Origin of the sequence: Streptomyces sp. NBC_00223, assembly GCF_036199905.1 — a bacterium.
GTDB lineage: Bacteria > Actinomycetota > Actinomycetes > Streptomycetales > Streptomycetaceae > Actinacidiphila.
The window spans coordinates 5,743,442-5,765,929 of record NZ_CP108109.1 but is presented as its reverse complement, the minus strand read 5'-3'; the positions used below and the strand labels follow the sequence as shown (position 1 = coordinate 5,765,929).

Sequence of the window (22,488 nt, the reverse complement as noted above, 5' to 3'; positions counted from 1 at the left end):
GGACCGAAATCGGCGCCGGACCAGAGCGGAACCGGACCAGAACCGGAGGATATCCGGAGCCCCTACCCGGCCCCCGGAGCGTGTACGCACAGTGAGAACCGCTGCGTGGCACGGGTGATCCACACCACACCGGCCCAGGCCCGGGGCCGCTCGCCTGGCAAGGTCGGACTTCACCCGATGGCACGGGGACGATCCATTGCTAGAGTCACATCGGGTGCAGTCGCCACGTCGTGCAGGAACCGCACGTTCGGCACGCGGTGATGAAAGGGGGATACCGTGGCCAATTCCGTTCGCAGCGGTGGACCGGATGCCGGTGACATCGGTCTCGCCCTTTACCAGACGCTGCGCGTCAATGGCTCTTCCGTTCCGGCGAAGGCCGCGGCCGGCATCGGGCTGACCGACGCCGAGGCCGCCGCCGGCTGGTCGGAGCTGCGGGAGCTGGGGCTGATACGCGCCGGGCGGATGCCCGAGGAGGTCGACCCGGTCGAGCCGGACACCGCGCTGATCGAACTGCTCGCGCGGCAGCGGGAGGCGCTTCGCACGCAGCGCGACGAGCTGTCGGCGATCGTCCGGGCCGCGGAGTCCCTGATGGACCGCTACCGGCCCGCCGTGATGCGCGAGACCGCGGAGATCGAGGTCGAGCTGGTGACGCGGGACAGCCGCGGTCGGCAGTTCGTCCGTGACTTCGGCGCCGCGATCAGCGAGTCGGTGGGCTCCATGCACCCCGGCCCACTGCCGCCGAGCGAAGTTCTCGCGAGTTCTCTGGCGACGGACAGCGCGATGATCGCGCGCGGGGTGAAAGTCCGGGCCATTTATGGCCAGAGTATTAATTCCGCACCACGTCAGCGGAAATACCTCGCGGATCTCGCGGCGACCGGTGCGGAAGTCCGGCTGACCGGACAGGTTCCTTTCGATCTGATTGTCGCGGATTCGCATTCCGCAATGGTTTCCACCGACCCGGACGACCCCCGCGGCCCCGCCGTCATCGTCCGCGGGCCGGCTCTGGTCCGGTCGTACGTGGCGCTGTACGAGGACTGCTGGCTCCGGTCCACCCCTTACTCTGCGAAACCGGCCGACACCCTTGAAACCGACGGGGAGTTGACGGACCAACACCGCACCGCGCTACGACTTTTGGCGAACGGGCTGACAGACGAGCGGATCGCCCGCAAACTAGGGGTGTCCCTGCGCACGGTGAGCCGCCTGGTGTCTGAGATCATGAGATATCTTCAGGCGGACAGTCGGTTCCAGGCGGGCGTACTCGCCGCGACCCACGGGCTTATTTGAGACGCCTCTGAGCTGCGTACTTACGCAATGGCGCGAGTACGCAGTACCGGAATCTGGCCTTCTACTGTCTGATTTTGGCACCATTGGCAGAGTTACGTGTACCTGTACACGTTATAGCGAGTGCCCCGCCCTCCTGCCTCGAAGGATGCCACAACGATGTCGCGTAACCGGCACACGATACGCACTACCACTGTCGCGGCTTTGGTGCTCGTTCTGACGTCAGCGGCCGGCTCAGCCGTCGCGGTCACGGACGGTGACTCCGGTCCTTCCGTACCCAACCGCCCCACCGCCCCGGGCGACCCGCTCGGCCCCACCATCTGGTGGCCCGAGAAGGTTCAGACCACCACGGTCTCACCCGCGATCTGGTGGCCGGGAGCGATTAAGGCCGCTCCTGCCACGACCGCCCCTGCCGCTCCCGCGATCTGGTGGCCGGAGACGATCAGAAGCGTCACCCTTTCTCCTGCCATCTGGTGGCCGGAAACGGTATCGGTGCCCGTGCAGGCCCCCACCGTCACTGTGTAATTCACTGTCTCTCTCGCACCGTCGCTGTCGCTTTTCGTTTTTGTCCACAGTTGTTTGTCGCCCCTGACGCTGTACGGCCCGTGATGATTCGCGGGCCGTACAGCGTTTGTGCGGTGTGGGGGGAAATCAGGGGCCCGGCGGGGTGCGGCCGGAGGTCTCGGTGTGGGGGGACCGGGGGTTCCGGGTAGGGGTGTTCCGGGTGGGGGGTCGTGGGGGTCCGGTGGCGGTGGGTGGGGGGAGAGTCCGGTGAGTGGGGTTCAGGTTCAGCAGATGTTCTCGAAGTGGTCGCGGCCCAGGGTCTCCAGGACGTCCTCCTGGGCGTAGTAGACCTGACGGCCGTCCCCGCGACGGCGCCACTGGTGTTCGTCGGCGAGCCTCTGGACCCGGCCCGCCGGAATACGCCAGGCGCAGGAGATCTGCTTGGCGCTCAGAATCCGCCGCTCGGGGCGCGGCCGGGCGATCTCCAGGCACCGCCGCAGCAGTGCGTCGATCTCCGTCGCCGCGTCGTCGGCGGCCGGGTGTACGGCCAGCCAGGCGAGGTGACGCCGGAGGAAGGCTGCGAGGGCCGGCACCGTCCGCAGGGGGAGGCGGACGGTGCGGCCCTCGACAATCAGATCGGCCCAGGAGGCGAGAGTGCCTCGTATCTCGGCGCGCGCCTCGACAGCCGGCCCGTTCAGGGGGATGCCGGGCCGGGCAGTGCCGGTCACTCGGTCGCCGGAGTTCGGCGCCGTTACGAGCGCAACCTCCAACTCGCCGTATACCCGGGGAAGCAAGGCGAGTTGCCGATCCAACCGCTCCTGGCAAGGAACGCACAGGGCAGGGTCCGTGTCGACACAAAGGTGTCCGCTACGGAACTCGATGTCCTGCACTGCCACTGTCCCTTCCTCGCTGAGGCGGTAAGAAGAGCCAACCAGCAGGGGGAGATCCGGACAATGTCCACCGATCGTCCGGATTCTGCCATGGCGCATTCGCGCATCTAGGGCAGTGCCGCCGACCGTCCCCCGTGCCGCCCCGGGCGTCCCGCGACCCCCTTGTCGATCATCGCGGCAGCTGCGCCTCGATCGCCCCAATGACCTCGTCGGCCTCGGGCTGAACGGTGGGCCGGAACCGTCCGACGACCTCGCCCGTGGCGCTGACCAGGAACTTCTCAAAGTTCCAGGTCACGTCACCGGCCTCGCCCGCCGTGTCGGCGACCTGGGTCAGCTCGGCGTAGAGCGGGTGCCGGTCCGGACCGTTGACGTCCGCTTTCGCCAGCAGCGGGAAGCTGACGCCGTAGGTGGTGGAGCAGAAGGTGCTGATCTCCTCGGCGGTGCCGGGCTCCTGGCCGCCGAACTGGTTGCAGGGCATGCCGAGCACGGTGAAGCCCCGGTCGGCGTACTTCTCCTGGAGCCGCTCCAGGCCCTCGTACTGCGGGGTGAGGCCGCACTTGGAGGCCACGTTCACCACCAGGAGGGCCTTGCCGCGGTGCTCGCCGAGGGTGGTGGGCGTGCCGTCGAGGGTGTGCAGCGCGATGTCGTAGAGGGTGCTCACGGATGTCTCCTGATCAAGAGGGTCGAGGATGGAAGAGGACTGTTGCGTACAGGCGCCAGGCCGTTGAGGAACGTCGGCGGAGTCAGCGGTCCAGGACCGTGATGCCGAGGGTCTGCGCCAGCGCCGGGGCCAGGTCGAGCAGTTGGCTGGAGCTGATGACCGCGCCGCGCAGCGACTCGTAGCCGTCGGCGAGGTCGATGGCGACCGCGCCGCGCAGATCGGCCTTCTTCAGCGTCGCGCGGCCGAAGCGGGCCCGCTCGATCCGGCTGCCGGGGAAGGTCACGCCGTCGAGCTTGGCCTCGGCGAAGTCCACTTCACGCAGCACGCAGTCCTCGAAGGCCACGTCGTACAGCGCCGCCGAGCGCAGATTCACCGAGTCCAGCTTGCAGCGGCGGAAGACCACCCGGCGCAGGACGGAACCGAAGGCTTCGACGCCGGCCAGCGAGCAGCCGGTCAGCGAGGAGTCCAGCCAGTCGCTCTCGGCCAGGGTGACGCCGGTGAAGCGGGTGCCGGACACCCACAGGTCGTTGATCCGCGTGCGGCGCAGATTCGTCCCCGACAGCACGCAGTCGGTGACCGCCGATTCGAGGAAGCGCGCGCCGTTGGCACGGTCGCCGTCCTCGAAGGCGAGCCGGTCGAAGTGCACGGTGTCGTAGTCGCCCTCGGACTCCAGGGGTCCGGTGTGCGGGCGCAGCAGATCGGCGTACGGGAGGTCGGCGAGTTCGTCGGGCACGGTCACACCGTTCACCCTACGCGCGGCCACTGACAGCCCGGGGGCCCCGCACGGCCCAATCAGGGGCCGGGCCGAGCGCTCACCTAACGGACATAACGCCCGTCGATTGCTAGCGTGACCGCCCATGAGCGCAACGTCGGCGACCGCGCCCACCCTTGCTCCCCCGTCGGCCCCGGCGGCGCCCGCCCGCCGCGGTGTCGAACTCTCGCTGATCGTCGCCGCCGTCGGGATCTGCGTGTACGGCTACGCGGAGGTCGGCCTCGCCAGGAGCGGCGCGGTCCCGCCGGACGCGGGGGCGTACGGCGCCGGCCTCGGCCTGCTCGCGCTGCTCGCCCACCTCGCGGTCCGGGCCCGCGCCCGGTACGCCGATCCGCTGCTGCTGCCCATCGCGGTGCTGCTCAACGGGATCGGTCTGGTGCTGATCTACCGGCTGGACCTGGAACCGTCGCTGGGCCCGCGGGCCGCCCCCGCGCAGATGCTGTGGTCGGCGGTCGGCGTCGCGCTGTTCGTCGCGGTGGTGCTCGTGCTGCCCGACCACCGGGTGCTGGCCCGCTATGTGTACGTCAGCGGTACGGCCGCGCTGGCGCTGATGGTGGTGCCGATCTTCTTCCCCGCGGTCAACGGCGCCCGGATCTGGATCAGGGCGGCCGGATTCTCCTTCCAGCCCGGCGAGTTCGCGAAGGTACTGCTGGCGGTGTTCTTCGCCGGTTACCTGTCGGCGAACCGCGCGGCGCTGGCGTACACCGGCCGCCGGGTGCCGGGGCTGCGACGGCTGCAACTGCCCACCGGCCGGGTGCTCGGCCCGGTGCTGGTGATCTGGCTCACGAGCGCCGGGATGCTGGTGCTCGAACACGACCTGGGCACCTCGCTGCTGTTCTTCTGCCTGTTCGTGGTGATGCTCTACGTGGCCACCGGCCGCCGGGGCTGGACCGCCGTGGGGCTGCTGATGGCCGCCGCGGGCGCCACCGCCGCGAGCCGGACCGAGCCGTATGTGCACGGCAGGGTGCAGGACTGGCTGCACCCGTTCGCGACGGCCGACGCCGGGCTCGGGCCCGGCCAGCTCGCCCAGTCGCTCTACGCGTTCGCCGACGGCGGTCTGCTCGGCACCGGGCTCGGCCAGGGCTATTCGTATCTGATCGGCTTCGCCACCAAGTCGGACTTCGTGCTGGCCACCGTGGGCGAGGAGTGCGGACTCGCCGGGCTGTGCGGGCTCTTCGGGCTGTACGCGCTGCTGGCCTGCTGCGGTTTCCGGGCGGCGCTGGCGACCCGCGACCCGTTCGGGCGGCTGCTCGCGGTGGGCCTGACCTCGATCCTGGCGCTTCAGGTGTTCGTGATCGCGGGCGGGGTGATGGACCTGATCCCGCTGACCGGTCTGGCGATGCCGTTCCTGGCGCAGGGCGGCTCGTCGGTCGTCACCAACTGGATCATCGTGGCCCTGCTGATCCGGATCAGCGACCGGGCCCGCCGCCCGGAACCGGCTGTCGAGCCCCTGGAGGCGATCGCGTGAACAGGTGCGTCCGGCACGCCGCCGCCTTCTGCGCCCTGCTGCTGGCCGCCCTGCTGCTCAACGCGGGCCGGGTGCAGCTCGTACGGGCGAGCGCCTTTGACGCGAGCCCGGCCAACCGCCGCACCCTGGTGGCCCTTTACGCCCAGCCGCGCGGCGACATCCTGGTCGCCGGGGTGCCGGTCACCGGATCGCGGGCCACCGGCGGCCAGTTGCGGTACGTGCGTACGTACGCCGAAGGCCCGCTGTACGCGCCGGTGACCGGCTTCGCCTCGCAGACGTACGGCGCGACCCTGCTGGAGGGCACCGAGGACGGTCTGCTGGACGGCTCCGACCCGGCGCTCCACGAGACCCCGCTGTGGAGCGAGATCACCGGGGCCCGGCCGCGCGGCGGCGCGGTGTTCACCACCGTCGACCCGGCGGCGCAGCGGGCCGCGTACGACGGGCTGGCCGGGCGCAGGGGGGCGGTGGCCGCGCTCGACCCGGTCACCGGCCGCATCCTGGCGCTGGTCTCCTCGCCGTCCTACGACCCGGCTCTGGTGGCCGGCACCGGCCGGGCGGCGACCGAGGCGTGGACCCGCCTGACCGCCGACGGCGAGCAGCCGATGCTGGACCGGGCGATCCGGCAGACGTACCCGCCGGGTTCGACGTTCAAGGTGGTCACGGCCGCGGCGGCGCTGGAGAGCGGGATGGTGACGGATCTGCGGGCGCGTACCGACTCCCCGGACCCGTACCGGCTGCCGGGCACGACCGTGGACCTGGCCAACGAGGGCGACGAGGAGTGCCGTGACGCCAGTGTCTACGACGCCTTCCGGGTCTCGTGCAACACGGTCTTCGCCAAGCTGGGCGCGGATCTGGGGCCGAGCGGGGTGCTGACGCAGGCCGAGCGGTTCGGCTTCAACGACACCCGGCTGCGGATTCCGCCGAGCGTCGCCAAGAGCAATGTGGACACCCTGATGGGCCGGGACCAGGTGGCGCTGTCCTCGATCGGGCAGTTCGACACGACCGCGACCCCGCTCCAGATGGCGATGGTCGCGGCGGCGGTCGGCAACGGCGGCCGGCTGATGACGCCGTATCTCGTGGACCGGGTCACCAACCACAGCGGCGTCACCGTCGCCACCACCCGGCCGCGTCTGCTCCACCAGGCGGTCAGCGCCCGGACGGCCGCGCGGCTCCAGGAGCTGATGGAGGCGGTGGTGACCCGGGGCACCGGCACGAACGCGGCCCTCCCGGACGCGGTCGTCGGCGGCAAGACCGGCACCGCGCAGCACGGCCTCGCCAACACCGGCACGCCCTACGCCTGGTTCATCTCCTACGCCAAGCCCGCCGGCTCCACGCGCGCCTCGGTGGCAGTGGCCGTGGTCGTGGAGGACGCCGACGCCGTCCGCGCGGACATCTCCGGCGGCGGCAACGCGGCCCCGATCGCCCGCGCGGTCATGCGGGCAGTTCTGACCCCACCCGACAACTGAGCGCACCCAAGCCCGCGCGGCGCTTGAGCGCAAAAAAGCCCGCCCGGCGCTTGAGGGCAGAAGCGTTCACGAAGCCACGCGCGTCACCCACCCCAGCCCGCCCGGCGTTTGAGGGCACAGGCGTCACCATTACTCGACCTCCGGAAAGCTGAACGCGTACCCCTGCTGCGCCAGCCAACTCAGCGTCTGGCCAAGCGCCGCGACCGTCTGAGAACGGTCACCCCCACCGTCGTGGAAGAGAATCGTCGGCCCGTTGGATATCTCGTACTTGACCGTGTGCACGATGGTGGCGACACCCGGCCGCGAGAAGTCCTTCGTGTCGACGTTCCACCCGAGCGGCCGCATCCCGTGCTGCGCGGCCACCGCCCGGCTGCCGGGCGTGAAAGCGCCGCCGGGCGCGCGGTAGTAGTAGACGCGGGCGCCGCCGGACGCGTCCTCGATCATCGCGAGCGCGTCCAGGATCTCCGACTGCTGGTACGCCAACGACTTGTGGTCCATCGACTCGTCGTGGTGGACGGTGTGGTCGCACAGCCGGTGCCCCTCGGCGACGACCCGCCGTACGAGGTCCGGGTGGGCCTGCGCCTGCGGGCCGATCATGCAGAAGGTGGCGTGCGCGTGGTGCTGCTTGAGCAGTTCCAGGATCTGCGGGGTCCACCGCGGGTCGGGGCCGTCGTCGATGGTGATGTTGACGGCCTTGCCGGGGGCCTCGGCCGCGTGCTGGATCGACTCGGGCACGACAGGGTACGTCCTGCCGGTCGGCGGGTGGGACGTCGGGCGCTTCGCCGGCTGGGAGGGGGCGCCCGGACTCGCCGGGGCCTGGCTGCCGCCCTTGGCGTCGTCCCTGCCGCTCCTGCCGCCCTTGCCGCCGGCCGTCAGGACCGCCGAGACCACCGCCGCGATCACCACCACCAGGACCGCCACCGTGATGGCCGCCACCGGCGCCGACCTCAGCCGTTCCGGAGAGAATCGCCGTCCTGTCATGGTGTGTACCCACCCGCCTCTTCGTCGCTCGGTGCCCGACACGAAAAACCGGCCGTTTTTCGTATCTGTGCACGAATCTGCGCACGAATAGATGCCTCCGTCCGGGCTCCGGTTCCCGCCCGGTGGCCCGGGCGGCGTGCCGTTACAGAATCCGGACGCACAGGTCTACGGGGCCTCGGTCAGTCCGGTGCACTGGTGCAACTGCCCGTAACGGTCGGTGATCTGCCGGGCCGCCGCGCCCGACTGCGGTTCGGGTATGCCCTGGCCGTCCACCACGGCAGGGGTGAAGACGGCGTGCGCGACCTTGCCGTGGGTGACGGTGAGGGTGGTCACCCCGGTCTCGTCGGAGTGCGGATAGGGCGAGGTGCCGTACCAGAGGAAGTTGCCGAAGCCGTAGCCGACATAGGTCGGGCCGAGCATGCCGGAGCCGAGCATCACATGGGCGTGGGTGCCGACCACGGCGGTCGCGCCGGCCGCGGACAGGTCGGCGGCGATGGACTTCTGGTCGGCGGTCGGGCAGCTCTCGCCCTCGATCCCCCAGTGCAGATAGACGACGACCACATCGGCCTCGGTCTTGGCCTGCCGCACGACGGACAGGAGCTTGGCGCGGTCGAGCGCGGAGGCTATGCCCGGACGGCCGGGGCCGGCCCGGAAGTTCGCGTTGGTGAGGTCGTAGATCTGGCTGGCCCCGACGACCGCGAGCCGCACCCCGTTGATCTTCGTGGTGTACGGGCGGTACGCCTCGGTGTCGTCGGCGCCGATGCCGACCACGGGGATGGGCGAGGCGCGCTTGGCGGCGATGCTGTCGGCCAGGCCCTGCGGGCCGTAGTCCACGGAGTGGTTGTTGGCCATGGTGACGGCGTCGATGCCCGAGTGCTGGAGGGCGGTGAGAGCGGCCGGGGTGGTGCGGAAGTGGTAGAGCTTCGCCTCCTCGGTGCCGCGGGTGGTGATCGCGGACTCCAGGTTGACCATGGCGAAGTCGGCGGCGGACAGCGTCTTGGCCATCGGGCCGAGCGCGGGGTCGGCGGTGAGGCGTCCGGCGGTACGGCCGGTGAAGTGGACGTCACCGGCGAAGGCGAGGGTGAGGGTGCCGGAGGGCTCGGCGGGCGCGGTGCTGCGGACCGGCTTCTTCGGCTGGTCCGACGCATGGCCGGCGGCTGCCGGGCCGGTCGCCGTCGGGTGCGCGGGACCGGCCGCGTCGGCCGCCGAACCGCCGCGGCCGTAGACCACGTAGAGCGAGCCCGCGACGGCCAGCAGCACCACCGTGACGCTCAGCACGGCGGTTCTGCGGCGGCGGCGCGCCCGGGCACGGCGGACGGCACGCCGCTGCGATCTCGCTCCCTCGTTCATCGGACAAGCGTACGAGCTGTGCGTCCGCGATCATGCAGAGGGTCCGTATTATCCGAAAATCGCCCTGGCGAAGGGCTGGTGAGGGGATCGCTCGCCGTGCCTCAGGCGCCGTCGCGGGTCGGCTCTCAGCTGCCGCCCGCCGCGATGGCCTCCTCCACCTCCGCGACCCGGGCGTTCTCCTCGGCGGCGAAGCGCTGCGCGTCCAGGCGTTCGGCGATCTCCTCGTCCTGGGTCATCAGCTGGTCGAGGTTGGAGTCACCGAGTTCGAGCACGCCCATGTCGACATACGCCTGCTGGAGCCGCGGCCCCCACAGCCCGATGTCCTTCACACACGGCACGATCCGGCTGAAGAGCAGCTTCCGGAACAGATGCAGAAAGGGCGAGCGCTCGGTGAACTCGGCGGCCTCCTTCGCGGGCACGCCGAAGTTCTCCAGCACCTCCACCCCGCCCAGGCGGTTGCGCATCAGATAGCAGCCCTCGATCACGAACTCCTCGCGCTCGCGCAGTTCGGCGTCCGTGAGCTGCTTGTAGTAGTCGCGCAGCGCCATCCGCCCGAAGGCGACATGCCGGGCCTCGTCCTGCATGACGTAGGCGAGGATCTGCTGCGGCAGCGGCTTGGTGGCGGTGTCGCGGATCAGCCCGAAGGCGGCCAGCGCCAGCCCCTCGATGAGCACCTGCATCCCGAGGTACGGCATGTCCCAGCGCGAGTCCCGCAGGGTGTCGCCCAGCAGCGCCTGGAGGTTGTCGTTGACCGGGTAGAGCATCCCGATCTTCTCCTGGAGGAACCGGCCGTAGATCTCCGCGTGCCGGGCCTCGTCCATGGTCTGGGTGGCCGAGTAGAACTTCGCGTCCAAATCGGGCGCGGACTCCACGATCCGGGCCGCGCACACCATCGCGCCCTGCTCGCCGTGCAGGAACTGGCTGAACTGCCAGGCGGTGGAGTGCTGTCGCAGCACCCCCCGGTCGCGCTCGCTCATCGCGTCCCAGTAACGGGTGCCGTACAGCGCCAACGCCTCGTCGGGCGTGCCCAGCGGGTCGAACGGGTCGACGGGCAGCCCCCAGTCGATCCGCCTGACCGCGTCCCACTGCTTGTCCTTGCCCTTCTGGTACAGCGCGAGCAGCCGGGCGCGGCCGTCGCCGTAGTCCCAGGAGAAACGGGCGGCGCCCTGGGCCGGCACCTGCCAGCTCCACTCGCTGGGAGGCTGCGTGTAGAGCTTGCGGCCTTCCGTCGACATCGGCGGCTCCTTCGTGCGCGAGGTCTTGACGGCCTTGTTGACACAGAGTCTCATAACACCTGTACCGCAGGTAACCCCTCATGTTCCGGAGGCCGTTCACCCATGGACACACCTATCGACACACGCATGGGCACACGTATGGACACGCGCATGGACACGCGCATGTCCGACCGCGAGAGGACAGCGGAGCGGCTGCTCGCGGCGTCCGCGAAGCACTCGTTCGACCCCGACACCGAGCTGGACTGGGACGCGCCCTTCGAGGAGGGCATGTGGTTCTGGCCGCCGGAGCTGGTCTCGCTCTACGACACGGAGTTGTGGCGGCGGATGCCGCAGGAGCAGCGGATCGAGCTGTCGCGGCACGAGGTCGCCTCGCTCTGCTCGATCGGGATCTGGTTCGAGACGATCCTGATGCAGTTGCTGCTGCGGCACACCTACGACCTCGACCCGACCAGCGGGCACGTCCGTTACGCGCTCACCGAGATAGCCGACGAGTGCCGGCACTCCAAGATGTTCGCCCGCGCGGTGACGAAGATGGGTACGCCGGCGTACCGGCCGAGCCGTACGGACCACGCGCTGGGCCGCGTGCTCAAGACCGTCTCCACGACGCCGGGCGCGTTCACCGGCACGCTGCTGGCCGAGGAGATCCTCGACTGGATGCAGCGGCTGACCTTCCCCGACGAGCGGGTGCAGCCGCTGATACGCGGGGTCACGCGGATCCACGTCGTGGAGGAGTCGCGCCACATCCGGTACGCCCGCGAGGAGTTGCGGCGGCAGATGGAGACCGCGCCGCGGTGGGAGGTGGGGCTGACCCGGGTCACTTCCGCGGAGGCCGCGCGGGTGATCGCGCGGTCGCTGATCAGTCCTCGCGTGTACGCGGAGGTGGGGCTCGATCCGGTCCGCGCGGTGGAGGAGGCGCGGAACAGTCCGCACCGGCGGGACGTGCTGCGGCAGTCCGCGAAGCGGTTGATGGACTTCTTCGAGGAGGTCGACCTGCTGCGCGGCGCCACGGCCCCCCTCTGGCGCAGCTCCGGCCTCCTCTGAGACGTTCCCTCCGGGGTTGGCCCCGCGTACCGTTGCTCGACGCAGCGACGTCATCGCGTACGCCTCGGGGGGTCCCGCGTCCTGCGGCGGGGGAGGCAGGGGCCGATGAGCTGGAGATCCATCCGCAAGGACGTCGGCGTGGGGCGAGCGGAGGGCGATCCTTCCGACGCGCGGCTGAATCGCCTGACCAGGCGCTGGGTCACTCCCGGTCGGCGCTACGACAAGCTGATGGGTCGCGCGTTCCTGATGCCGCGCCCGCAACAGCGGTGGTTCCAGTGGCGTTTGCGTCGAGCGGCACGGCGGGCTCCCGCCGAGGATCTTGTCCTGCTGCTGGACAGCGGCGGATGGCGGCAATGCCTGGCGGTGACCTGGATCATCGCGGCGGGGCGCCGGGCCGATCTGCGCGAGCGGATCGAGCGGGACCTGCTCGGCGGCACTGTCGGGGGCTACCGGTGGAGCTACTGTCCCGCTCTGGCCCGGCTGGGCACGGAACGGGACGCCCAACTCCTCAGCGCGTTCCTGGACCGGGCGCTGGCCCTGCCTCCGGATCCGGACGACGAATACCGCGAAGCCTGGTGGCCGCACGCCATGGCGACCCTCCTGTACCTCGACGGCCGGCTCGGCACCGACCACGCCCGCCGACTGCTCGCCTCGAACGGCCCGTGGTCCCACTGGCCAGGCTCCACGAGCGCGTCCTTGGACGCGCTGAAGCAAGCCATCACCGAGGACGTCGCCTTCGCGTCGGGCCACAACCCCGGCCTCCGCCGCACCCTCCGCCAGCACCGCCGCGCCTCGAACTCACCCTCCGGTCGGCGCGCCTAGCGCCCGGGGGCTCCGAAGGCGGCCCGTACGCGGGCGCGGGGTCAGGTTGTCGGGAAAAGGTCGGCCTTCACGGCGGTGATGAACGCGGACCAACTCGACGCCGGGAAGGACAGCGCGGGGCCGTGCGGGTCCTTCGAATCCCGGACGGGAACAACCCCGTACCCGTCCGCGACCTCCACACAACTGCCCTCGTCCGAGCCGCTGTAACTGGACTTCCGCCACCCAACGAGCGCGGAAGCCACCGGGATTACGGTCTCAGTCGTCTTCATGCCCGAAGTCTCGCGCCGTCGCCCGCAGCAAAACAAGCAGCCCCGCCAGAGCAACCTGTCGCCCGACGGCCGGTCCCGAAGGTGGCGATCACTCCAGATCGCCGAAGCGCTCGCGCATACGCTCGCGAACGTGGTCGTCGTGCCGCTCGCCCAGGTCCGCTGGGCCGTCGATACTGCCGGTCAGGGCCAGCGGCCCGTCGGGAACCGCCTCGCGCGCGGGCGAAGCGGCTGCGGGCCGCGACTGGCAACGTGCGGTGGGCGCGGGGTCAGGTTGTCGGGAAATGGTCGGCCTTCACGGCGGTGATGAACGCGGACCAGCTTGACACCGGGAAGGCCAGCGCGGGGCCGTGCGGGTCCTTCGAGTCCCGGACGGGCACGATCCCGTACCCGTCCGCGACCTCGACACAACTGCCCTCGTCCGGGCCGCTGTAACTGGACTTCCGCCACCCAACGAGCGCGGAAGCCACCGGGATTACGGTCTCAGTCGTCTTCATGCCCGAAGTCTTGCGCCGTCGCCCGCAGCATGGCAAGTGACTCCCTCAGCGGCAACGCATCGCCCAACGCCAGGTCGTAGGCGCCCTGGAAGCGTTCCACGAGCTCCGGCGAGTCGTGCAGACGGCCCGTGTGCAGCCCCTCGACGTAGGCGACGGGCGGCTGGTCCTCGAACCACATGAGGGTCAGCATGTTCTGCAACAGCGGGTGTGCTCCCACCGCGAACGGCACCACGTGGACGCGGATGCGCTCGCACTCCACCAGGTCCGCCAGGTGCGTCAGTTGCTCGGCCATGGCGGCCGGCCCGCCGATCGGCCGCCGCAGTACGGCCTCGTCGAGCATCGCCCACACCATCGGCGTCGCGGGGTCGTCCAGCAGGAGGGAGCGCTCAAGCCGAGTGACCGCCGCTTGGTCACGCTCCTTCTCTCCCAGTGGCGGGAATCCGACTTTCAGCACCGCGTTCGCGTAGGACTTCGTCTGGAGAATTCCGGGCACGTACGAGAGTGCGAATTCACGCAGCATGCAAGCCTGCTGTTCGAGCTGACGAGCCGCCTCGAAGTGGCTGCCGACCGGCCGACCGTGCGTGGCCGGCAAGAAGCTGGACAGCACGTTTCCCGTGTTCAGCGCGATGTCCAGCCGCTTCGCGTCGTCCTCCGAGGGCCAGCGTCGGCCCGCCTCAATGTGGGCGATGTGCGAACGCGTCATGATCGCCGAGTTCGCCAACTCCTGCTGCGTGAGGCCCTGCCTCTTCCGCTGCTCCCGGAGCCATTCACCGTATGCCATGGCCATGCTGCAACTCCCTTTTGTGCTTTGCCGTACGTCACTTGCCACCCCCTTTTGATCGTAGGACTACGCGCGCAGTCTTGTGAACAGAACGTCAGAACCCGACTACGGCGTGGTACCAAGGAAAGGCCCGGCCCATGGAAACACCAGTAGTGACAACGCCCCCGGAACCGCTGGTGGCCTCGTACTGGGCGAGCACGCCTCGCTCGGTGAGCCGGTCGCGGCACTGCCTGCGGGCGGTGCTGTGGAAGTGGGGTCTGAGCGACCTCGCCGAGGTGGCCGAACTCGTCCTGACCGAGCTGGTGACCAACAGCGTCCAGCACGCCCGGGTACGGGGCCGGCTGATCGAGACCAGGTTCGTACGCGAGGGCGACGGCGTACGGCTTGAGGTGCACGACGCCAGTTCCCGGCAGCCGGAGGTCCACCGGGCGGGCGCCGACGACGAGCGGGGGCGCGGCCTCGCGCTGGTGGACGCGCTGGTCGGGCCGGGGAGTTGGGGCGTGAGCGAGCGCGACGGCGTCGGCAAGCTGATCTGGGCGCATGTGTCGCCGCCGCGCGGTAACGACTGTGAATAGCGCGGACCTCCACTGGCACACGGCGGTGGTCACGGGGATGGCGGTGCCGGTCGGGCTGGTGGGCGGGTCGCCGCTGGTCGTAAAGGAGTGGCGGTTCGCGCCGCGGAGCGTGCTGGCGGCGACGTTCGGGCACCCGGAGGACGCGTTGGCCTGGCTGGAGGGCACGTTGTGCAACGCCCCTACCGGGCCCGGCGACTTGGGGCCGGTGGAACGGATCACGCACGTCAGGGAACGGCTGGCCCAGTACCCGCCGGACGGCATCCCCCGCTATGCCGCGAGCGGCTATCTGGTGCAGGACCTGATCAGCTGCCGTACGGCCCACGGGCCGGTCATCAACTCCTCACCGCGGCGGGAACCGAGGTTCGCCCCGCCGCGGTGAGGCGGGCTGCTCCGGCTTGACGCGGCGTACGCGCCCCCGCGTACGCCGTGCGGACCAGCCCCGCCCGGGCCCGCGCGTCCTCCCCCGACGCCCGGGCCCGGGTCGTACATCCCCCGCCCGCGGCAGCGTCGAGAGCTTCGTTCATCGGCCACCAGGTGAGCGTGAAGTCCTGCCCGGTGGGGGTGAGTTCCGGGGAACCACAGGTGAGGCCCCGGGCCCCGTAGAGGTGCACGCGAGCGGGCCAGCCGAGAGTGATCGCGTACAACCCGAGCAGCCGAAACTAGCGCGCACCAGCGCACCTTCACGGACACACGCCACATTCCCCACCCGCGGCTGCTCATCCCGTCTGTTGACGTCCCCCGTTCTCTGCAGCACGATGACCGAGAATGGTTCGCCAAGTTCCTCGCAATGGAGGGCACCATGCGCGCACAGTTCCTCGGCAAGGACCCGAAGTCACAGGAGGGGCAGTCCCCCACCCTGTTCGCCACCGACCGCACGGACCGCGTGACCTACATCGCGCAGGGCTGGAAGGTCACGGACCCGCAGGCGCTCGCCGACGTCGGTGAGGTGCCCGACCACGAGACCCTGATCGAGATCCCGGAAGACGTGCTCAGGATGTACGCCCGCCGCTACCTGGACCAGGAGGGCCGGAGCTGAGCCGCATGATCGAACCCGGCCCCGAGTTCGGCAGGCTCTTCCACAGCTTCGAGCACACGGCGTTCCGGCTGGAGACGCGTGACCACTACCGGTCAGCGAACGAGTCCGAGGCGCTTCGTCAGTTCGTCGCGGGCGAGCCCGTGGACATGGGCTGGTTCCAGAACTGGCTGACCATGATTCGTGGGGCAACGGCCGAGGGCCGCCGTTTCTCGCGTGTGCGGGTCGTGACGGTCCCGCTCACGGACTACAGCCGCTTCGGCGTCTTCTGTTCGGCGCACACCAACGCCGCGGGCGAGGACATTCGCTATCTCGCCCGTCATGACGCGGTCGGCCTGCCGGACTACGACTACTGGTTGTTCGACTCGGCCAAGCTCGTACGGATGCATTTCGACGACGACGAGAACTTCCTGGGCGGCGAACTCGTCGACGACCCCGCTGCGATCGTGGCGCACAACCACTGGCGAGATGCCGCCTGGCACCGCGCCGTACGACGGGACGACTTTGCCATCGAATAGAACGACCGGCGTCACCAGCGTGCACGAGGCTCGTGACGCACTGGGCAAAAGGCTCCGCGAGCTACGCACGGCCGCAGGACTCAGCGGCCGCGCGCTCGCGGAGTCTTTGTCGTGGCCACCTTCCAAGGTGTCCAAGCTGGAGAACAGCCGGCAGACGCCCACCGACGACGACATTCGCGGCTGGACGCGGGCAACCGCCGGCGAGGACGAGACAGAAGCGCTCCTCGCCTCTCTGCACACGCTCGAAATTCAGCACGCCGAGTGGCGGCGGCAACTCAAGGTGGGGTTGAAGCCTCACCAACAGGAGATAGCCGGCCTGGACGCCAGGACACGGCTCTTTCGGGCCTTCGAGTCGACGTTCATCCCCGGTCTGCTCCAGACCGCCCAGTACGCCCGCTTCCGCTTCGCCCAGAGCATCACCGTGTTCAAGGTGAGGAACGACATCGACGAAGCCGTGGCAGCACGGGTGCGACGCCAGGACATCCTGTACCAGCCGGAAAAACGCTTCCATTTCGTTCTCACGGAAGCGGCCTTGCGCTACCGGCTGTGTCCGCCCGAGATCATGTTGGGGCAACTCGACCGGCTGATCTCGTTCTCAGCACTGCCGAATGTCAGGCTCGGCATCATCGGATTCGAGACAGCGTACGTGGTCGCACCCGCTCATGGATTCTGGCTCCTCGACAGCGACCGCGTCATGGTCGAGACCTTCTCGGCGGAGTTGAACCTCGCCCAGCCGCAGGAGGTGGCCCTGTACACGGGAGTCTTCGACTCACTGGCGGCCACGGCCGGTTACGGCCGGAGCGCACGAGCGATCATCAACCGGGTCATCGACGATCTCGCCTCGGGAAGGGCGGACGAGAGCGAGTAAGCGTGGAGTCCCGGATTTTCCCGCACCCTCACTCATTCTTGAGATTGCGAGAAATCTCAAGAAATATTCTTCTCACTGCCGTTCCTTCTCCCTACTCTCTCGTCAGGGACGCCGAATCGCGTCCGTTCTCAAGGGACTTGGGAGTTGAGGTGGCCACCCGCGTAATCCTGCTGAGCGGGAATCAGATCGACAAGCTGCCGGAACGTGCACGGGAGGTTGTCGAGTACCGCAAGAGCGGTCTCAGTCTGAACCACATCCAGGGGTGCCCCCTGGACTGCGCGTACTGCATCCGCCACACCTACGGCTTATGGGATCAACGGGTACCGCGTGCGCTCATGTCCGACGCCGAGGCGGTGGAGGAACTGGTCAACCACCGTTACTTCCAGCCGCACGTAACCCCCGTGCAGGTGTTCAACCGGGCCACCGACCCGTTCCTCCCGGTCGTCCGGCCGCACACCTTCGCCGTGCTGGAGAACCTGGACGAGCGCGGGTTGACCAATCACGTCCTGGTCATCACACGCCACCGGATGAAGCCCGAGGACATCGAACGGCTCAACGCGCTCGAACACCTGAAGGTGACACTGCTGTTCACCTACTCCGGCATCGACAACAAGGACATCGAGCCCTATCCGTCGAGTGTGGCCGCCGCGTCGCTGAAGCTCATGAGCGCGCCGCAGCGCCGGAAGTACCGCACCATCCTCTACTGGCGTCCGCTGGTACCGGGCCTGAACGACTCGGAAGATCACCTCGACCGGGCGTACCGGCTGGCTCAGCACGCCGACGCCACAGTGTTCACCGGCCTGTTCTACCGCGGCGAGATCGCGGCGTACTACAGGGCCAACGGACTGCCCGAGCCGTACGACGAATCGGCCCGCCGGAAGATCGTGCCCGAGACGCTGGAGCAGCGCGTCCTGACCGCGTTCGACAACTCCACGCCGCTGTTCCGCAAGACCTCCTGCGCTGTCGCCCACGCTCATGGCCTGCCCGACTACAACGGTCACTACGGTATCCCCGAGCTGTGCGACATCTGCCCGTTGAGTCAGCTCGCACTGTGCGCGGGAGCACACAAGGTGCCGTCGTCCGATCGGCTGCGGGAGATCGCCGGTGCTCTGCCGGAAACGCGTGGTCTCGTGGTCGTGGACATCACCGACCGCGCGGCCGTGGTGTCCGGCCTGGAGACCGAGCAACCGCGCTACTACCTGCAACACGCGCTCGGCTTCCAAGTGCACGACGTACGGCACCCGCACGTCGAGCGGCGGCATGGGCGGGCCGGCATCGGGTGGAAGGGCGAGAAGCGGGATGACTGACTGGACGAGTCTGAACTTCGTGGTCGTCGACGTGGAGGGCAACGGTCAGCAGCCGCCCGACCTTGTCGAGTTGGCCGCCGTCCCGATCGTCGACGGCATCATCGGGGAGCCGCTGAGCTGGCTGGTGAAGCCCGAGACGCCCATCAAGCACTTCGCCACCCGCATTCACGGTCTGACCAACAAGGACGTGGCCGGCTGCCCGTCGTTCGGCGACGTCAAGGCCGACGTGCTGCGGGTGTTGTCGCGCCCTGCCTTGGTCGCCCACAACGCGCACGTGGATGTCCGCGCTCTGGAGCGCAAGCTCCCCGGCTGGGAGTGCCCCGAGGTGTTCGACACGCTGAGTCTCGCTCGCCGGTTGGTGCCGGGCCAGGGCAGCTATCGGCTGGGCAGCCTGGTCGAAGCCTTCCACCTGGCCGAGGGGCTGCCGGACGGGCTCTCGCCGCACCGCGCGACGTATGACGCGCTGGTGGAGGCCCGGCTGTTCGTGATGCTGGCGAACAAGGCGAGCACCAGCCTCGAAGACCTCCGCGGCGAACCGCCGAAGGGGGGCGCGTATGAGACTCCGGCCCTCTTCTGACCGCAAGCGCGGCTTGTTCGTCAGCGTCGACGGGCCGAGTGGCGCCGGTAAGTCGACCGTCGTCCACCACCTGGCGCAACTGCTCGTCGCCTCCGGCGAAGACGTCCATATGACAGCCGAGCCGTCCTCCGGCCCGATCGGGGCGTTGTGCCGCGAGCTGACCGAGACGACCACCGGGCACGCGCTGGCCTGCCTGTACGCCGCGGACCGCTATCACCACCTCGAGGTGGAGGTTCGTCCCAACACCGAGGCCGGCCGGGTGGTGCTGTCCGATCGCTACATCCCGTCGGGTCTGGTGATGCAGCGCTTCGACGGCGTCACCCCCGCCTTCCTCTGGCACCTCAACGCCCAGGCCGACCGGCCCGACCTGGCCGTCATTCTGGAAGCCGACCCCGAGGTCGTCGCGGAGCGGCTGCGTGAGCGCGGGCCGCACAACCGCTTCCAGCTCTCGCCCGGCAGCAGTCACGCCGAAGTGCGCTTCTACAGGCAGGCCGCCGAGCGGTTGGTCCAAGCGGGCTTCGCCGTGCTGCGGGTGGACGTGAACCACCGCCCGCCTGAGCAGGCCGCCGTGCTGATTCGGGACTCGCTGCCGGGCTTCTTCGCGGCGGGGGCCGGGTGAACGGGGCCGGGTCCGGGCCTGGCCCTACGGGAGGAGGGGGGTGAGGCGGGAGGCGAGGCGGGCGGCCGGGCCGTTGGGGGATTCCAGCGCGAGGACGCGCCCCAGCGCCTCGCCGCCCTGCGCGTCCCCCACCCCCGTCACCACCAGCAACGCGACAAAGTGATCCACCAGCCACCCCCGCAGCTCCGCCCTCGGCGGCTCCTTCCCCTCGTCCAGCCAGATCAGCGACACCGCCTCGACGCACGCGATCCACGACCGCACCATCAGCGACAGCCGCGGCCCCGGCTCGGCCACCCCGAGGTGCCGCATCACCTGTTCGGCGGCCCGCCGCCGCACCTCGTCGACGATCGCCTCGGTCCGGCTCGTACCGGCCACGCTCCCGCCGCGCAGCAGCGCCCCGTACGCGGCGTCGTGCTCGTCGACGTACGCGAGGTACCCGTCGAGCGCGGCGGCCAGCCGCTGCGTGGGCGGGCCCTCGGTCGGTACGGCGAACCGCCCGGTCAGCTCGGCCGCGGCGCCCCGCACCGCGGCCTCGTACAGCTGCGCCTTGCCCCCGGGGAAGTAGCGGTAGACCAGCGGCCGGGAGACGCCCGCCGCCGCGGCCACGTCGTCGATCGACACGTCCTCGGGCCGCCGGTGCCCGAAGAGGTCCACCGCCGCAGCGAGCAACTGCCCGCGCCGCTGTTCGACGCTCATCCTGCGGTACGCGGGCACCGCGCCACCGGTCATACGAGCACCGCGCTGCTGGTCGGTCGGCTCATACGGCTCATTCGGCCACCGCGCTGCTGGTCATACCGTCAGCCTATCCGCGTGCCATCCTGAGCAGGTGAGACATGAGGACGCGGAATTCGTCGGAGGGCCGCTGGACGGCCGGGTGCTGTCGGTGGTGACCGGGGCGACCGGCCAGCCGCCGCGCGTCTACCGCGTACCGGTGCCGCGGCCGGAGGGCGGCCCGGAGACGGTGTACGTCTACCACCGCGAGCCGAGTCCGGGGCCGCGCGGCTCCCGCCGTACCCGATGGGTGTTCGTGTACGACCCCGAGGGCCGTCCGCACCCCGACCGGCCCAAGTGGCCGTGGTCCAAAGGCGCCTGAAGCGGACGAATATTGGTCCGGACCATTGACACGATTGGTCTAAACCTGTTTGCTGCGCGGTGACATGCGCCTCCCTGAACGAAGGAGCATCCCCCCATGCTCACCTCCTCGCGCAAGAGATCCGCACTGCGCACACGATCGTTCGTCGCCGCCTCCACCGCCCTCGCGGGCGCCCTGGCCGTCGGCGGCCTGGTCGCGCTCGCCCCGACGGCCAGCGCCGGCGAGTTCCTGACCAACGGCGGCTTCGAGAACGGCCTGTCCGGCTGGACCTGCGACGCGGGCAGCACCGTGGTCAACGGGCAGGCGCACAGCGGTACGTACGCCCTCCAGGGCGTGCCGAGCGCGAGCGTGACCGGCCAGTGCAAGCAGACCGTCGCCGTCGCGCCCAACACCACGTACACCCTGACCGCCCAGGTCAAGGGCTCGTACGTGTACATCGGTGTGGACGCCGGCGCCAGCACCTGGACGCCCGCCACGGGCAGCGGCTACGCGCAGCTGAGCGTGTCCTTCACCACCGGCGCGAGCCAGACCAGCGCGGCCGTCTACGTGCACGGCTGGTACGGGCAGCCCACGTACTACGCGGACGACATCTCGCTCCAGGGCCCCGGCGGCGGCACCACGACCCCGCCCACCACCCCGCCGACCACTCCCCCGACCACCAAGCCCCCCACCACACCACCGACGACGCCGCCGACCACTCCCCCGACGACGCCGCCCACGACGCCTCCGACCACACCGCCGACCAGCCCGCCGCCCTCCCAGGGGCTGCCCACCCACGCCCTGGTCGGCTACCTGCACGAGACCTTCGCCAACGGCTCCGGCTACACCAAGCTCGCCGACGTCCCCGACAGCTGGGACATCATCGACCTGGCCTTCGGCGAGACCGACTCCCCGACCTCGGGCAACATCCACTTCAACCGCTGCTCGGTCAGCGAGTGCCCGTCCGTGGAGTCCGACGCCGACTTCAAGGCCGCGATCAAGGCCAAGCAGGCCAAGGGCAAGAAGGTGCTGCTGTCCATCGGCGGCGCCAACGGCGAGGTGCAGCTGACCACCGCCGCGGCCCGCGACACCTTCGTCTCCACCGTGACCGGCATCATCGACAAGTGGGGCCTGGACGGCGTCGACATCGACTTCGAGGGCCACTCGCTGTCGCTGAACACCGGTGACACCGACTTCAAGAACCCGACCACCCCGGTGATCGTCAATCTGATCTCGGCGCTGAAGACCCTCAAGGCGCACTACGGCAGCGGCTTCGTGCTGACCATGGCCCCGGAGACGTTCTTCGTGCAGATGGGCTACCAGTACTACGGCACGGGCCAGTGGGGCGGCCAGGACCCGCGCTGCGGCGCCTACCTGCCGGTGATCTACGCCCTGCGCAACGACCTCACCCTGCTGCACGTCCAGGACTACAACTCCGGGTCGATCATGGGCCTGGACAACCAGTACCACTCGATGGGCGGCGCGGACTTCCACATCGCGATGACCGACATGCTGCTCACCGGCTTCCCGGTCGCGGGCAACACGGCCAATGTCTTCCCGGCCCTGGCGCCCTCCCAGGTGGCCATCGGCCTGCCCGCCTCGACCAACGCGGGCAACGGCTACACCTCGCCCTCCCAGGTGAACCAGGCGCTGGACTGCCTGACCAAGAAGACCAACTGCGGCTCCTACGCCACCCACGGCACCTGGCCCGCGCTGCGCGGTCTGATGACGTGGTCGGTCAACTGGGACAAGTTCAGCAACTGGGAGTTCTCCAAGAACTTCCACAGCTACTTCGGCTGAGCCCGGCCCCTGAACGCAGGGGTCCCCCATACGCGTACGGCCTGGTCTCCGAGGGCGGTGACCGGGTCGTACGCTTTTTCGCGCGCGCGGCAACCCGCTTTTTC

At 69.7% G+C, this 22,488-nt stretch carries 25 protein-coding genes; 15 read left to right on the top strand and 10 right to left on the bottom strand.

The window, feature by feature from the left end; all coding sequences use genetic code 11:
• Window positions 1-276: 276 nt before the first annotated feature.
• A complete protein-coding gene (locus OHA30_RS24670; protein WP_328916054.1) occupies window positions 277-1,284 on the top strand; it encodes a helix-turn-helix transcriptional regulator in 1,008 nt (335 codons plus the stop codon).
• A gap of 785 nt (window positions 1,285-2,069) precedes the next feature.
• On the opposite strand, the gene OHA30_RS24665 is transcribed toward OHA30_RS24670, so the two are convergent.
• The 3 genes from OHA30_RS24665 to OHA30_RS24655 form a co-directional block, all read right to left on the bottom strand.
• Window positions 2,070-2,513 carry a hypothetical protein gene (locus tag OHA30_RS24665; protein WP_328916053.1) on the bottom strand — a complete coding sequence of 148 codons (444 nt, stop codon included), beginning with the start codon at window positions 2,511-2,513 and terminating at the stop codon, window positions 2,070-2,072.
• A 331-nt stretch (window positions 2,514-2,844) separates the two neighbouring features.
• On the bottom strand, window positions 2,845-3,336 hold the full coding sequence (locus tag OHA30_RS24660; RefSeq protein WP_328916052.1) for a glutathione peroxidase: 492 nt from the start codon (window positions 3,334-3,336) through the stop codon (window positions 2,845-2,847).
• An 82-nt stretch (window positions 3,337-3,418) separates the two neighbouring features.
• Window positions 3,419-4,075: a pentapeptide repeat-containing protein gene (locus OHA30_RS24655; protein ID WP_328916051.1), complete on the bottom strand. Its 657-nt coding sequence runs from the start codon at window positions 4,073-4,075 to the stop codon at window positions 3,419-3,421.
• A 118-nt stretch (window positions 4,076-4,193) separates the two neighbouring features.
• On the opposite strand from OHA30_RS24655, the gene OHA30_RS24650 reads away from it, so the two are divergent.
• Together OHA30_RS24650 and OHA30_RS24645 are read left to right on the top strand one after the other, a co-directional pair.
• Window positions 4,194-5,576 (top strand): FtsW/RodA/SpoVE family cell cycle protein, encoded by a 1,383-nt coding sequence (locus OHA30_RS24650; RefSeq protein WP_328916050.1) that lies wholly within the window; start codon window positions 4,194-4,196, stop codon window positions 5,574-5,576.
• Window positions 5,573-7,042 carry a penicillin-binding transpeptidase domain-containing protein gene (locus OHA30_RS24645; RefSeq protein ID WP_328916049.1) on the top strand — a complete coding sequence of 490 codons (1,470 nt, stop codon included), beginning with the start codon at window positions 5,573-5,575 and terminating at the stop codon, window positions 7,040-7,042. Before OHA30_RS24650 ends, OHA30_RS24645 begins: the two co-directional genes overlap by 4 nt.
• Window positions 7,043-7,171: 129 nt before the next feature.
• Here the strand turns inward: OHA30_RS24645 and OHA30_RS24640 are convergent, their stop codons facing one another.
• The 3 genes from OHA30_RS24640 to OHA30_RS24630 form a co-directional block, all read right to left on the bottom strand.
• Window positions 7,172-7,969: a polysaccharide deacetylase family protein gene (locus OHA30_RS24640; protein WP_405786058.1), complete on the bottom strand. Its 798-nt coding sequence runs from the start codon at window positions 7,967-7,969 to the stop codon at window positions 7,172-7,174.
• Window positions 7,970-8,188: 219 nt separating this feature from the next.
• Window positions 8,189-9,373, bottom strand: coding sequence for a CapA family protein (locus tag OHA30_RS24635; protein ID WP_328916047.1), 1,185 nt, complete (start codon window positions 9,371-9,373; stop codon window positions 8,189-8,191).
• Window positions 9,374-9,498: 125 nt separating this feature from the next.
• Entirely contained in the window at window positions 9,499-10,608 is a 1,110-nt protein-coding gene (locus OHA30_RS24630) for a ferritin-like domain-containing protein (protein WP_328916046.1), read from the bottom strand.
• Window positions 10,609-10,758: 150 nt separating this feature from the next.
• Between OHA30_RS24630 and OHA30_RS24625 the strand changes: the two genes are divergently transcribed.
• On the top strand, window positions 10,759-11,649 hold the full coding sequence (locus OHA30_RS24625) for an AurF N-oxygenase family protein (RefSeq protein WP_328916045.1): 891 nt from the start codon (window positions 10,759-10,761) through the stop codon (window positions 11,647-11,649).
• 105 nt (window positions 11,650-11,754) lie between these two features.
• Window positions 11,755-12,471 (top strand): DUF6000 family protein, encoded by a 717-nt coding sequence (locus tag OHA30_RS24620; RefSeq protein WP_328916044.1) that lies wholly within the window; start codon window positions 11,755-11,757, stop codon window positions 12,469-12,471.
• Window positions 12,472-12,512: 41 nt separating this feature from the next.
• On the opposite strand, the gene OHA30_RS24615 is transcribed toward OHA30_RS24620, so the two are convergent.
• The 3 genes from OHA30_RS24615 to OHA30_RS24605 form a co-directional block, all read right to left on the bottom strand.
• Entirely contained in the window at window positions 12,513-12,740 is a 228-nt protein-coding gene (locus OHA30_RS24615) for a DUF397 domain-containing protein (protein WP_328916043.1), read from the bottom strand.
• Window positions 12,741-13,006: 266 nt separating this feature from the next.
• The gene (locus tag OHA30_RS24610) at window positions 13,007-13,234 is read right to left on the bottom strand and encodes a DUF397 domain-containing protein (protein WP_328916042.1); all 228 of its coding nucleotides are present in this window, start codon (window positions 13,232-13,234) and stop codon (window positions 13,007-13,009) included.
• Window positions 13,221-14,021, bottom strand: coding sequence for a helix-turn-helix domain-containing protein (locus OHA30_RS24605; RefSeq protein WP_328916041.1), 801 nt, complete (start codon window positions 14,019-14,021; stop codon window positions 13,221-13,223). Before OHA30_RS24605 ends, OHA30_RS24610 begins: the two co-directional genes overlap by 14 nt.
• A gap of 131 nt (window positions 14,022-14,152) precedes the next feature.
• Between OHA30_RS24605 and OHA30_RS24600 the strand changes: the two genes are divergently transcribed.
• The 8 genes from OHA30_RS24600 (at window position 14,153) to tmk (ending at window position 19,512) form a co-directional block, all read left to right on the top strand.
• A complete protein-coding gene (locus OHA30_RS24600) occupies window positions 14,153-14,590 on the top strand; it encodes an ATP-binding protein (RefSeq protein ID WP_328916040.1) in 438 nt (145 codons plus the stop codon).
• Window positions 14,583-14,969, top strand: a complete 387-nt coding sequence (locus OHA30_RS24595; protein ID WP_328916039.1) for a hypothetical protein — start codon at window positions 14,583-14,585, stop codon at window positions 14,967-14,969. Before OHA30_RS24600 ends, OHA30_RS24595 begins: the two co-directional genes overlap by 8 nt.
• A gap of 420 nt (window positions 14,970-15,389) precedes the next feature.
• Window positions 15,390-15,626: a hypothetical protein gene (locus OHA30_RS24590; protein WP_328916038.1), complete on the top strand. Its 237-nt coding sequence runs from the start codon at window positions 15,390-15,392 to the stop codon at window positions 15,624-15,626.
• Window positions 15,627-15,631: 5 nt separating this feature from the next.
• Window positions 15,632-16,141 (top strand): DUF6879 family protein, encoded by a 510-nt coding sequence (locus OHA30_RS24585; RefSeq protein ID WP_328916037.1) that lies wholly within the window; start codon window positions 15,632-15,634, stop codon window positions 16,139-16,141.
• Window positions 16,092-17,009, top strand: a complete 918-nt coding sequence (locus tag OHA30_RS24580; RefSeq protein WP_328916036.1) for a helix-turn-helix domain-containing protein — start codon at window positions 16,092-16,094, stop codon at window positions 17,007-17,009. Before OHA30_RS24585 ends, OHA30_RS24580 begins: the two co-directional genes overlap by 50 nt.
• A gap of 149 nt (window positions 17,010-17,158) precedes the next feature.
• Window positions 17,159-18,316, top strand: a complete 1,158-nt coding sequence (locus OHA30_RS24575; RefSeq protein ID WP_328916035.1) for a radical SAM protein — start codon at window positions 17,159-17,161, stop codon at window positions 18,314-18,316.
• Window positions 18,309-18,893, top strand: coding sequence for a 3'-5' exonuclease (locus tag OHA30_RS24570; protein WP_328916034.1), 585 nt, complete (start codon window positions 18,309-18,311; stop codon window positions 18,891-18,893). The genes OHA30_RS24575 and OHA30_RS24570 overlap by 8 nt, the downstream gene beginning before the upstream one ends.
• Window positions 18,871-19,512, top strand: a complete 642-nt coding sequence (tmk, locus tag OHA30_RS24565; RefSeq protein WP_328916033.1) for a dTMP kinase — start codon at window positions 18,871-18,873, stop codon at window positions 19,510-19,512. Before OHA30_RS24570 ends, tmk begins: the two co-directional genes overlap by 23 nt.
• 24 nt (window positions 19,513-19,536) lie before the next feature.
• Here tmk and OHA30_RS24560 read toward each other — a convergent pair whose 3' ends face one another.
• Window positions 19,537-20,241 (bottom strand): TetR/AcrR family transcriptional regulator, encoded by a 705-nt coding sequence (locus OHA30_RS24560; protein WP_328916032.1) that lies wholly within the window; start codon window positions 20,239-20,241, stop codon window positions 19,537-19,539.
• A 97-nt stretch (window positions 20,242-20,338) separates the two neighbouring features.
• Between OHA30_RS24560 and OHA30_RS24555 the strand changes: the two genes are divergently transcribed.
• Window positions 20,339-20,605: a hypothetical protein gene (locus tag OHA30_RS24555; RefSeq protein WP_328916031.1), complete on the top strand. Its 267-nt coding sequence runs from the start codon at window positions 20,339-20,341 to the stop codon at window positions 20,603-20,605.
• 96 nt (window positions 20,606-20,701) lie between these two features.
• Window positions 20,702-22,384: a chitinase gene (locus tag OHA30_RS24550; protein WP_328916030.1), complete on the top strand. Its 1,683-nt coding sequence runs from the start codon at window positions 20,702-20,704 to the stop codon at window positions 22,382-22,384.
• The last annotated feature ends 104 nt before the right edge of the window (window positions 22,385-22,488 follow it).

Bases quoted from the DNA above. Each gene is read 5' to 3' on its own strand.
- OHA30_RS24650 (WP_328916050.1), top strand. From the start codon at position 4,194: ATGAGCGCAACGTCGGCGACCGCGCCCACCCTTGCTCCCCCGTCGGCC.
- OHA30_RS24635 (WP_328916047.1), bottom strand. From the start codon at position 9,373: ATGAACGAGGGAGCGAGATCGCAGCGGCGTGCCGTCCGCCGTGCCCGG.
- OHA30_RS24630 (WP_328916046.1), bottom strand. From the start codon at position 10,608: ATGTCGACGGAAGGCCGCAAGCTCTACACGCAGCCTCCCAGCGAGTGG.
- OHA30_RS24625 (WP_328916045.1), top strand. From the start codon at position 10,759: ATGGACACGCGCATGTCCGACCGCGAGAGGACAGCGGAGCGGCTGCTC.
- OHA30_RS24620 (WP_328916044.1), top strand. From the start codon at position 11,755: ATGAGCTGGAGATCCATCCGCAAGGACGTCGGCGTGGGGCGAGCGGAG.
- OHA30_RS24615 (WP_328916043.1), bottom strand. From the start codon at position 12,740: ATGAAGACGACTGAGACCGTAATCCCGGTGGCTTCCGCGCTCGTTGGG.
- OHA30_RS24610 (WP_328916042.1), bottom strand. From the start codon at position 13,234: ATGAAGACGACTGAGACCGTAATCCCGGTGGCTTCCGCGCTCGTTGGG.
- OHA30_RS24605 (WP_328916041.1), bottom strand. From the start codon at position 14,021: ATGGCCATGGCATACGGTGAATGGCTCCGGGAGCAGCGGAAGAGGCAG.
- OHA30_RS24600 (WP_328916040.1), top strand. From the start codon at position 14,153: ATGGAAACACCAGTAGTGACAACGCCCCCGGAACCGCTGGTGGCCTCG.
- OHA30_RS24590 (WP_328916038.1), top strand. From the start codon at position 15,390: ATGCGCGCACAGTTCCTCGGCAAGGACCCGAAGTCACAGGAGGGGCAG.
- OHA30_RS24585 (WP_328916037.1), top strand. From the start codon at position 15,632: ATGATCGAACCCGGCCCCGAGTTCGGCAGGCTCTTCCACAGCTTCGAG.
- OHA30_RS24580 (WP_328916036.1), top strand. From the start codon at position 16,092: ATGCCGCCTGGCACCGCGCCGTACGACGGGACGACTTTGCCATCGAAT.
- OHA30_RS24570 (WP_328916034.1), top strand. From the start codon at position 18,309: ATGACTGACTGGACGAGTCTGAACTTCGTGGTCGTCGACGTGGAGGGC.
- tmk (WP_328916033.1), top strand. From the start codon at position 18,871: ATGAGACTCCGGCCCTCTTCTGACCGCAAGCGCGGCTTGTTCGTCAGC.
- OHA30_RS24560 (WP_328916032.1), bottom strand. From the start codon at position 20,241: ATGACCGGTGGCGCGGTGCCCGCGTACCGCAGGATGAGCGTCGAACAG.
- OHA30_RS24550 (WP_328916030.1), top strand. From the start codon at position 20,702: ATGCTCACCTCCTCGCGCAAGAGATCCGCACTGCGCACACGATCGTTC.